Origin of the sequence: Limnohabitans sp. (assembly GCF_044361645.1) — a bacterium.
Taxonomy (GTDB): domain Bacteria; phylum Pseudomonadota; class Gammaproteobacteria; order Burkholderiales; family Burkholderiaceae_C; genus Limnohabitans_A.
The window spans coordinates 1-9,481 of record NZ_JBIKIL010000138.1; the positions used below are offsets into that span (position 1 = coordinate 1).

Below are 9,481 nucleotides of genomic sequence, written 5' to 3' on the forward strand. Positions count from 1 at the left end.
GTGGAGATTCCTTTCCCCATCATCGACGACATCAAGATGGAAGTGGCCCAAGCCTACGGCATGATCCACCCCGGCGCGGCCGACACCCAGGCTGTGCGTGCCACCTTCTTCATTGACCCCGAAGGCAAGCTGCGCGCCATGGTGTACTACCCCATGAGCAATGGCCGCTCGATCGAAGAGTTTGTGCGTTTGTTGCAAGCCATGCAGACCAGCGATGCCCACAAGATCGCCACACCCGAAGGCTGGACACCCGGCTGCGACGTGATCGTGCCACCACCCAAAACACCCGAAGCCATTGCCAAGCGCAAAGGCGAGGGCTACGCCATGAAGGACTGGTATTTCTCGACCAAGTCCCTGTAAATTGACGGCTGGCCTCCTTGCCGCTTGGCGGCAAGGGGAGTCAGAACCGTTGTTGTTCCACTGCCAAGGAAGCCACCATGAGTTCAGCCGCCATGCACATCGAATCTTTTTTTGATCCGGCCACGTTCACCTTCAGCCACATCCTGGCCGACCTGTCCACCCGGCAGTGCGCCTTGATCGACAGTGTGCTGGACTACGACCCCAAGTCGGGCCGCACCAGCACTGCCAGTGCCGACCAATTGGTGGCGCGCGTGAAGGTCCTGGATTTGCGCGTGCAATGGATTTTGGAGACGCATGTGCACGCCGACCATTTGTCGGCAGCGCCCTATTTGCAAAAACTGCTGGGTGGCCAGTTGGCCATTGGCGCGCACATCACCACGGTGCAAAACGTGTTTGGCAAGCTGTTCAACGCGGGCACCGAGTTTGCCCGTGACGGCAGCCAGTTCGACCGTTTGCTGGCCGATGGCGAGACGTTTCAAATCGGTACTTTGCAAGCCCAGGCCCTGCACACCCCCGGCCACACCCCGGCCTGCATGAGCTATGTGGTGAGCGATGCCCAAGCCGAACCTGCGCGGCAGGTGGCCTTTGTGGGAGACACCTTGTTCATGCCCGACTACGGCACGGCGCGCTGCGATTTTCCGGGCGGCAGTGCCAGCACGCTGTTCCAGTCCATCCAAAAAGTGCTCAGCCTGCCCGACAACACCGAGTTGTTCATGTGCCACGACTACCCGCCCGAGACCCGCCAGCCCCAGTGCGTGAGCTCCGTGGCCGAGCAGAAAAAGGCCAATGTGCATGTGCACCAGGGCGTGAGCGAGGCCGAGTTTGTGGCCATGCGCCACAAGCGCGATGCCACTTTGGCCATGCCGGTGCTGATTTTGCCTTCGGTGCAAATCAACATGCGTGCTGGCCACTTGCCACCGCCCGAAGACAATGGCCAGCGTTACCTCAAGATTCCGCTGGACGCTTTGTGAGTCCTGCACTGGAGCGTTGGTTCCCCATTTTGAGTTGGGGGCGGCGTTACAACCGCTCGCTGCTCACCGCCGATGGCGTGGCCGCAGCGGTGGTGACCTTGATGCTGATTCCGCAAAGCCTGGCCTATGCGCTGTTGGCCGGACTGCCCGCGCAAGCGGGTTTGTATGCCAGCATGGCCCCGCTGCTCTTGTATGCCTTGATGGGCAGCAGCGGCACTTTGGCCGTGGGGCCTGCGGCGGTGACCTCGCTCATGACGGCGGCCAGCGTGGGCGCGGTGGCGGCTCAAGGCAGCGTGGCTTATGTGGAGGCGGCTTTGATGCTGGCCCTGCTCAGCGGCGTCATCATGCTGGTGATGGGTGCATTGCGCTTGGGTTTTTTGGCCAATTTTTTAAGCCACCCGGTGATTGCAGGCTTTGTCTCGGCATCGGGTTTGCTGATCGCGGCCAGCCAGCTCAAGCATTTGCTGGGTGTGCCGCTGCAGGGCGACAACGTGCTGCAGCTGCTGCCGCAGCTGTGGCAAAACTTGCCCAGTCTGCATCTGCCGACCAGCGCGATGGGTCTGGGTGCTTTGGGCCTGTTGCTGCTGCTGCGCCGTCAGCTCAAACCGTGGCTCAAGCGTTGGGGTGTGCCCGCAGGCGCAGCCGATTTGGCGGCCAAGGCGGCTCCGGTGGCGGTGTTGCTCATGAGCATTGCTTTGTCGGCCGCATGGCAATTGGCCGAGCAGGGTGTGCGGGTGGTGGGCGCGGTGCCGCAAGGCTTGCCGCCCTTGACCTGGCCTGGCGGGGCGACTGGCGCATCGCCCGGTGCTTGGGCTGCCCAATGGGCGTTGGCCCAGGCCTTGTGGGTGCCCGCTTTGCTGATTTCATTGGTGGGCTTTGTCGAGTCGGTGTCGGTGGGCCAGTCCTTGGCGGCCAAGCGCCGCGAACGCATCGACCCCGATGCCGAGCTGCGTGCGCTGGGCCTGAGCAATTTGGGCGCAGGTCTCACCGGTGGCTTTCCGGTCACAGGCGGGTTTTCGCGCTCGGTGGTCAATTTTGATGCGGGTGCGCGCACACCTGCCGCGGGCATCTACACCGCGGTGGGGCTGGCGCTGGCAGCCTTGTTCTTGACGCCCTGGCTTTTCCATTTGCCGCAGGCCACCTTGGCCGCCACCATCATGCTGGCGGTGCTCAGCTTGGTCGATGTGGGGGTGTTTGCCCGCACCTGGCGTTACGCCAAGGCCGATTTCATCGCCTTGTTCTTGACCTTTGTGCTGACCTTGGCGGTGGGGGTCGAGGCGGGGCTGATCGCAGGGGTGAGTGCCTCGGTGCTGTTGTTGTTGTACCGCACCAGCCGCCCGCACATCGCGGTGGTGGGGCAGGTGCCGGGCACCGAGCACTACCGCAATGAGCTGCGCCACGCGGTGATCGTGCAGCCCGGCATTTTGGGGCTGCGCATGGACGAAAGCCTGTACTTTGCCAACGCCCGTTTTCTCGAAGACAGCATTGCCGCTCAAGTGGCCAAGCGACCCGGTGTAGGCCATGTGGTGTTGCAGTGCTCGGCGGTCAACGACATTGATGCCAGCGCCCTGGACAGTTTGGAAACCATCAACACGCGCTTGCAAGCATCGGGCGTGCAACTGCATTTGTCCGAGGTCAAGGGGCCCGTGCTCGACCGCTTGCAGCGCAGCCACTTGTTGGCTCAGTTGAGTGGGCAGGTTTTCTTGACGCATCACCAAGCGGTGCAGGCCTTGGCGGTGGCAGGATCGGCTCAGGCCAAGAGCTGAGCCGCAACAAGCGCTGCGCCAAGGTTTGGAGGGGTTTGATTTGCCCTGCAAAAAGCACCATCGCACAAAAACAAAACAGTTTGACGACACCAAGGGCCTTCCGAGCAAAGGCGGTTGTTTGCGGTCCAACAGCACAGGGTGGAATCGGGGAGCGGTTTGAGCACGGTATCGATTCAGCCAAACCTTAATTAAGTTCTTGTCAATATTGAATTGTCCTGAGTCTTGATCCTTCTTAAAGTGAAGCCTTCTTTGTCCACACAGGTCTGCATGCCATGCTCCAAGCACTGATCTTTGACGTTGACGGCACTCTGGCCGACACCGAAATGGCCCATTTGGCAGCGTTCAACCACGCTTTTGCAGAAATGGGTTTGGATTGGCATTGGGATGTGCCGCTGTACACCCGTTTGTTGGCCGTGTCGGGTGGCAAAGAGCGCATCCAGGCCTATTGGCTCTCTTTGGGCGCACTGCCCAAGGACATCAGCGGCTCGGGCATGCAAGAGACCATCACGCATTTGCACGAGATCAAAACCGCCGCCTACGAACAAGCGGTGCAAGACGGTGCGGTGCAGATGCGTCCGGGGGTGCTGGCGCTGTTGTCGGCGGCCAGTGGGGCTGGCTTGCAGTTGGCGATTGCCACCACCACCTCACCCGTCAACATCGCGGCCCTTTTGCGTCAAGCCATGGGCGCGGACTGGAAGCGCCATTTTGCAGTGATCGAAGACGCCTCGACTGCGCCGCGCAAGAAACCCGACCCGATGGTCTACCAACAAACCCTGTCGCGTCTGGGCTTGCCAGCGCCACATTGCCTGGCCTTTGAAGATTCCGAAAACGGTTTGCGCGCGGCCTTGGGGGCGGGGCTGGCCACCGTGGTCACACCCAACGACTTCACCGCTGAGCACGATTTCAAAGGCGCATGGCGCGTGTTGCCCAGCTTGCAGGGCGTGGGCGTCGCGCAACTGCGCGAATGGCATGCCTTGCTGCCCCGCTCGCCTGCATGAGTCGGTCTGCTGGCGTCTGTTGGTCATTTTTATACAATTTCAGAGAGTGTTTGCCCCATGTCCTTGAGCCCCCGCACCACGCCCACTTTGACGCAATACCTGATCGAGGAGCGTCGCCGCTTTCCCGGTGCCAGTGGTGATTTCAATGCCTTGATCCTGGATGTGGCCATGGCCTGCAAAGCCATTGCCAAGTCGGTGGCCTATGGGGCTTTGGCCGACATGTATGGCAACCACGCATCCGCTGCGGGCGATGTGGGCGGCAGCATCAACGTGCAGGGCGAAACGCAGAAAAAACTCGATGTGGTCAGCAATGAATTGTTCATCCGCATGAACGAGTGGGGCGGGCATTTGGCAGGCATGGCGTCGGAAGAAATGGACGGGCCCTACGACATTCCAGCGCAGCACCCCCGGGGCAAATACCTGTTGGTGTTTGACCCGCTCGATGGCTCCAGCAACATCGACGTCAACGTCTCGGTGGGCAGCATCTTCAGCGTGCTGCGTGCGCCCGATGCCACCGCCGAGGGCGGGCCCTTGAGCGAGGCCGACTTCTTTCAGCCCGGCACCCAGCAGGTGGCCGCCGGTTATGCCTTGTACGGCCCGACCACCATGCTGGTGCTCAGCGTAGGCAATGGCGTGGCGGCGTTCACGCTCGACCCGGTGATGGGTGAATTCATGCTGACCCACCCGCAGTTGCGCGTGCCCGAAGACACCCAAGAGTTCGCCATCAATGCCTCCAACAGCCGCTTTTGGGAAGCCCCGGTCAAGCGCTATGTGGACGAATGTTTGGCCGGCAAAACCGGCCCGCGTGGCAAGGACTTCAACATGCGCTGGATCGCCTCCATGGTGGCCGAGGCGCACCGCATCTTGATGCGCGGCGGCGTGTTCATGTACCCACGCGACAGCAAAGACCCCAGCAAGCCCGGCCGCCTGCGCCTGCTTTACGAGGCCAACCCGGTCGGCTTCATCATGGAGCAAGCCGGGGGACGCGCCAGCACAGGTCGAGTGCCCATGCTGAGCGTGCAGCCCAGCAGCCTGCACCAGCGCATTGGCCTGGTGTTTGGCTCCAAAAACGAGGTCGAACGCATCGAGCGCTACCACGCCGAGCCGCCCAAGGAAGACAGCTTTGCCCCGCTGTTTGCCGAACGCAGCCTGTTCCGCGACTGAGCGCCGCGCCCCTTGACGCCACGATTGACCGAACCCTCAGGAAACCCTCATGTCTGAACGCCACCCCATCATCGCCATCACCGGTTCTTCGGGCGCTGGCACCTCCACGGTGACCCGCACCTTTTCCAATATTTTTCGGCGCGAGGGCGTGCACGCGGCCATCATCGAAGGCGACAGCTTTCACCGCTTTGACCGCAAGGAAATGAAGGTCCGCTTGGCCGAGGCCGAGAAACAAGGCAACAAGAACTTCAGCCATTTCGGCTCAGACAACAACCTCTTTGGCGAGATCGAGAAGCTGTTTCGCACCTACGCCGAAACCGGTCAAGGCCAGGCCCGCAAATACCTGCACAACGCCGAAGAAGCTGCCCCTTACAGCCAAGAGCCCGGCACCTTCACACCCTGGGAGGATTTGCCGCACGACACCGACATGCTGTTTTACGAAGGCCTGCACGGCGCGGTGGTCACCCCCGAGCACAACATCGCGCAGCACCCCGACTTGCGCGTGGGTGTGGTGCCGGTCATCAACCTGGAGTGGATTCAAAAACTCTGGCGCGACAAGCACCAGCGCGGCTACAGCACCGAGGCGGTGACCGACACCATCTTGCGCCGCATGCCCGACTATGTGAATTTCATCGTGCCGCAGTTCGAACACACGCATGTCAACTTCCAGCGTGTGCCCATGGTGGACACCTCCAACCCCTTTATTTCGCGTGACATCCCCTCGGCCGACGAGAGCATGGTGGTGATCCGTTTTGCCAACCCCAAAGGCATCGATTTCCCCTACCTGCTGAACATGATCAACGACTCGTGGATGAGCCGCGCCAACACCATCGTGGTGCCCGGCGGCAAGATGGAAATCGCCATGCAGCTGATCTTCACGCCCTTTGTCTGGCGCATGATGGAGCGCCGCAAACGGGCGCTGGACCAAGCTTGAAAAAAGGCGCAGCATGAACACCCCACAGCCCACCCCACAGCCCACACCCGAAATGGCCCAGCGCATGGCCAACGCCGTGCGCATGTTGGCCGTTGATGCGGTAGAGGCCGCCAAATCCGGCCACCCCGGCGCGCCCATGGGCATGGCCGACATCGCCCAAGTGCTGTGGCACCGTCACCTGCAGCACAACCCCCTCAACCCACAATGGCCCAACCGCGACCGCTTTGTGCTGTCCAACGGGCATGGCTCGATGCTGATCTATGCCTTGCTGCACCTGAGCGGTTACGACCTGCCCATGGCCGAGCTGAAAAAGTTCCGCCAGCTGCACAGCCAAACCCCGGGCCACCCCGAGGTTGACATCACCCCCGGCGTGGAGACCACCACCGGCCCACTGGGTCAAGGCATCAGCAATGCCGTGGGCATGGCCTTGGCCGAAAAGTTGTTGGCACAAGCGTTCAACCGGGGCCTTGAAAACGGGCAGAACCTGGACATCGTGGACCACATGACCTATGCCTTTCTGGGCGATGGTTGCCTGATGGAAGGCATCAGCCACGAAGCCTGTTCGCTGGCGGGCACCTTGCGCCTGTCCAAGTTGGTGGCGCTGTACGACGACAACGGCATCTCGATCGACGGCCATGTGCAAGGCTGGTTCACCGACAACACGCCCCAGCGCTTTGAGGCCTATGGCTGGCACGTGATCGCCCAGGTCGACGGCCACGACCCGCAGGCCGTGCACGCCGCCATCGCAGCGGCCAAGGCGCAAGCCCGCAGCCCAGAGGGCAAACCCACCCTGATCTGTTGCCAAACCGTGATCGGCAGGGGCTCGCCCAACAAGGCCGGCACGCACGATGTGCACGGTGCGGCCTTGGGTGCGGCCGAAGTGGCCGCCACCCGCGAGGCCCTGAACTGGCCCTACCCGCCTTTTGAGGTGCCCCCGGATGTGGCCAGCGCCTGGGACGCCCGCGCCACAGGGGCGCAGGCCGAGGGCCAATGGCGTGCGCGCATGGCCGCCTACCAAAGCCGCTACCCCCAAGAGGCGGCCGAGTTCGAGCGCCGCATGCAAGGCGACTTGGGGCCAGCTTATGCCCAAGGTTTGCACAAGGCCCTGGCCGCCATCGTGGCCAAGCCCGATGCCCTGGCCACCCGCAAAGCCAGCCAAAACGCGCTCGATGTGCTGGCCCCCTTGCTGCCCGAGTTTTTTGGCGGCAGCGCTGATCTGACCGGCTCCAACCTGACCAACTTCAAGGGCTGCACCAAGGCGGGCCGCGACACCTGGGGCAACCACTTGTCGTACGGCGTGCGCGAGTTCGGCATGGCCGCCATCATGAACGGCATGGCCTTGCATGGCGGCTTCATCCCCTACGGCGGCACCTTCCTCACGTTCTCAGACTATTCACGCAACGCCATCCGCATGGCCGCGCTCATGAAAAAGCGCGTGATCCACGTTTTCACCCACGACTCGATTGGTCTGGGTGAAGACGGCCCCACCCACCAAAGCGTGGAGCATGTGCCCAGTTTGCGCATCATCCCGGGGCTGGACGTGTGGCGTCCGGCCGATGGCCTGGAGACCTTTGTTGCCTGGGCCTGTGCGGTGGAGCGGTGCGATGGGCCCAGCGCCCTGGCGCTGTCGCGCCAAAACTTGCCGCAGTTGCTCAGCGATGTGGCCGATGCGGCCAAAGTGCGCCAAGGCGGCTACATTCTGAGCGACATGCCGGGGGCACAAGCCATCATCCTGGCCACCGGGTCTGAAACCTCGTTGGCCATGAAGGCACAGGCCGAACTGGCCAGCCAAGGTTTGGCCACACGGGTGGTGTCCATGCCTTGCACCAACGTGTTTGACCGCCAAAGCGAGGCCTACCAGGACAGCGTGCTGCCCATGGGCTTGCCCACGGTGGCGGTGGAAGCGGCGCACCCCGACTTCTGGCGCAAATACGTGGGCCGCACGGGTATGGTGATCGGTATCGCCAGCTTTGGCGAGTCGGCCCCGGCCCCGGCCCTGTATGCGCACTTTGGCATCACCGCCGCGCGTGTGTGCGAGGCCGTGCGCACGCTGGTGCACCGCCATCTGCACCGCCAGGCGAAAGAGCTGCCTGAGCACATCGTCCCCTCAGACAACTGAAGGCCTGCCATGACGCCACACAAAAAAGCGTATTTTTTTGACCTGGATGGCACCTTGGTCGAAACCGCGCCCGAGATTGCCGATGCCGTGAACGACACCCTGCGCTATTTCGATTGGCCCGAGGTGTCGCAGCAGCAAGTCAACGACTGGATCGGCCACGGCACCAAAGAGCTGCTGATTCAGGCCCTGGCCAGCGTGACCAACACCCCTGTTGAGGCCGTGCGCCAAGGCCTGGACCTGAAACAATCGCTGCCCATTTTTGACCGCTACTACCAAGCGCGTTGCGGCACCCGCAGCCACCTGTACCCGCAGGTGCGCGAAGTGCTGGCGGCGCTGCGCGCACGCGACTGCAAACTGGCTGTGGTGACCAACAAAGAAGGCCGTTACACCGAGACCGTGCTGCGCGTGCACGGCTTGCAGGACGCCTTTGACGTGGTGGTCAGTGGTGACACTTTCCCTGTCAAAAAACCCGACCCCACCAGCGTGGTCGATTGCCTGGCGCGTTGGCAGATCAAAGCTTCGGATGCGCTGTTCGTGGGCGACTCCTCGATTGACGCGGCCACCGCCCGCAATGCTGGGGTGCCGGTGTGGCTCTTGCCCTACGGCTACAACATGGGCGAGTCGGTGCACACGTGCTCACCCGATCGGGTGATCGACGATTTTTCAGCGCTGCTGTGAAGCCCGGCATTGCAAACCATAGACCTGTTCAATAGACCTGTTCATTTTCCGATCAAGAGAGACGCTCATGACCACAAAAATCGGCATCAACGGCTTTGGCCGCATCGGGCGCATGGTGTTGCGCGCCGCCGTGCAAAACTTCCAAGACGTGCAGATCGTTGGCATCAACGATTTGCTCGAACCCGAGTACCTGGCCTACATGCTCGAGTACGACAGCGTACATGGGCGCTTTCAGGGCAGCTTGTCGGTCGAAGGCTCGACCTTGATCGTGAACGGCCAGCGCATCCGCCTGACGCAAGAGCGCGATCCTGCCAATTTGAAGTGGCACGAGGTGGGCGCGGATGTGGTGATCGAGGCCACAGGCTTGTTTTTGGACAAAGACAGCGCGGGCAAGCACTTGAGCGCGGGCGCCAACAAGGTGGTGATGTCTGCGCCTTCCAAAGACGACACGCCCATGTTTGTGTTCGGTGTGAACCACGCCACCTATGCCG

Annotated in this window: 9 protein-coding genes; all 9 read left to right on the forward strand. The window is 62.1% G+C overall.

Features of this window, described 5'->3' with window-relative positions:
• The coding region (locus tag ACIQ39_RS16800) for a redoxin domain-containing protein (RefSeq protein ID WP_396435747.1) at window positions 1-360 on the forward strand (360 nt) is incomplete at its 5' end.
• Between the two features lie 77 nt (window positions 361-437).
• Window positions 438-1,331 carry an MBL fold metallo-hydrolase gene (locus ACIQ39_RS16805; RefSeq protein ID WP_396435748.1) on the forward strand — a complete coding sequence of 298 codons (894 nt, stop codon included), beginning with the start codon at window positions 438-440 and terminating at the stop codon, window positions 1,329-1,331.
• Window positions 1,328-3,097 carry a SulP family inorganic anion transporter gene (locus tag ACIQ39_RS16810; protein ID WP_396435749.1) on the forward strand — a complete coding sequence of 590 codons (1,770 nt, stop codon included), beginning with the start codon at window positions 1,328-1,330 and terminating at the stop codon, window positions 3,095-3,097. Before ACIQ39_RS16805 ends, ACIQ39_RS16810 begins: the two co-directional genes overlap by 4 nt.
• Window positions 3,098-3,369: 272 nt before the next feature.
• Window positions 3,370-4,095, forward strand: coding sequence for an HAD-IA family hydrolase (locus ACIQ39_RS16815; RefSeq protein ID WP_396435750.1), 726 nt, complete (start codon window positions 3,370-3,372; stop codon window positions 4,093-4,095).
• Between the two features lie 57 nt (window positions 4,096-4,152).
• Window positions 4,153-5,259, forward strand: a complete 1,107-nt coding sequence (locus tag ACIQ39_RS16820; protein WP_396435751.1) for a class 1 fructose-bisphosphatase — start codon at window positions 4,153-4,155, stop codon at window positions 5,257-5,259.
• Window positions 5,260-5,308: 49 nt separating this feature from the next.
• Entirely contained in the window at window positions 5,309-6,193 is an 885-nt protein-coding gene (locus ACIQ39_RS16825; protein WP_396435752.1) for a phosphoribulokinase, read from the forward strand.
• A gap of 13 nt (window positions 6,194-6,206) precedes the next feature.
• Window positions 6,207-8,312, forward strand: a complete 2,106-nt coding sequence (gene tkt, locus ACIQ39_RS16830) for a transketolase (RefSeq protein WP_396435753.1) — start codon at window positions 6,207-6,209, stop codon at window positions 8,310-8,312.
• Window positions 8,313-8,321: 9 nt separating this feature from the next.
• Window positions 8,322-8,990 (forward strand): HAD-IA family hydrolase, encoded by a 669-nt coding sequence (locus tag ACIQ39_RS16835; RefSeq protein ID WP_396435754.1) that lies wholly within the window; start codon window positions 8,322-8,324, stop codon window positions 8,988-8,990.
• A 67-nt stretch (window positions 8,991-9,057) separates the two neighbouring features.
• A partial coding sequence (locus ACIQ39_RS16840) for a glyceraldehyde 3-phosphate dehydrogenase NAD-binding domain-containing protein (protein WP_396435755.1) occupies window positions 9,058-9,481 on the forward strand: 424 nt, incomplete at its 3' end.

Coding starts and splice junctions, on each gene's coding strand:
- ACIQ39_RS16835 (WP_396435754.1), top strand. CDS start 8,322: ATGACGCCACACAAAAAAGCGTATTTTTTTGACCTGGATGGCACCTTG.
- ACIQ39_RS16805 (WP_396435748.1), top strand. CDS start 438: ATGAGTTCAGCCGCCATGCACATCGAATCTTTTTTTGATCCGGCCACG.
- tkt (WP_396435753.1), top strand. CDS start 6,207: ATGAACACCCCACAGCCCACCCCACAGCCCACACCCGAAATGGCCCAG.
- ACIQ39_RS16825 (WP_396435752.1), top strand. CDS start 5,309: ATGTCTGAACGCCACCCCATCATCGCCATCACCGGTTCTTCGGGCGCT.
- ACIQ39_RS16815 (WP_396435750.1), top strand. CDS start 3,370: ATGCTCCAAGCACTGATCTTTGACGTTGACGGCACTCTGGCCGACACC.
- ACIQ39_RS16820 (WP_396435751.1), top strand. CDS start 4,153: ATGTCCTTGAGCCCCCGCACCACGCCCACTTTGACGCAATACCTGATC.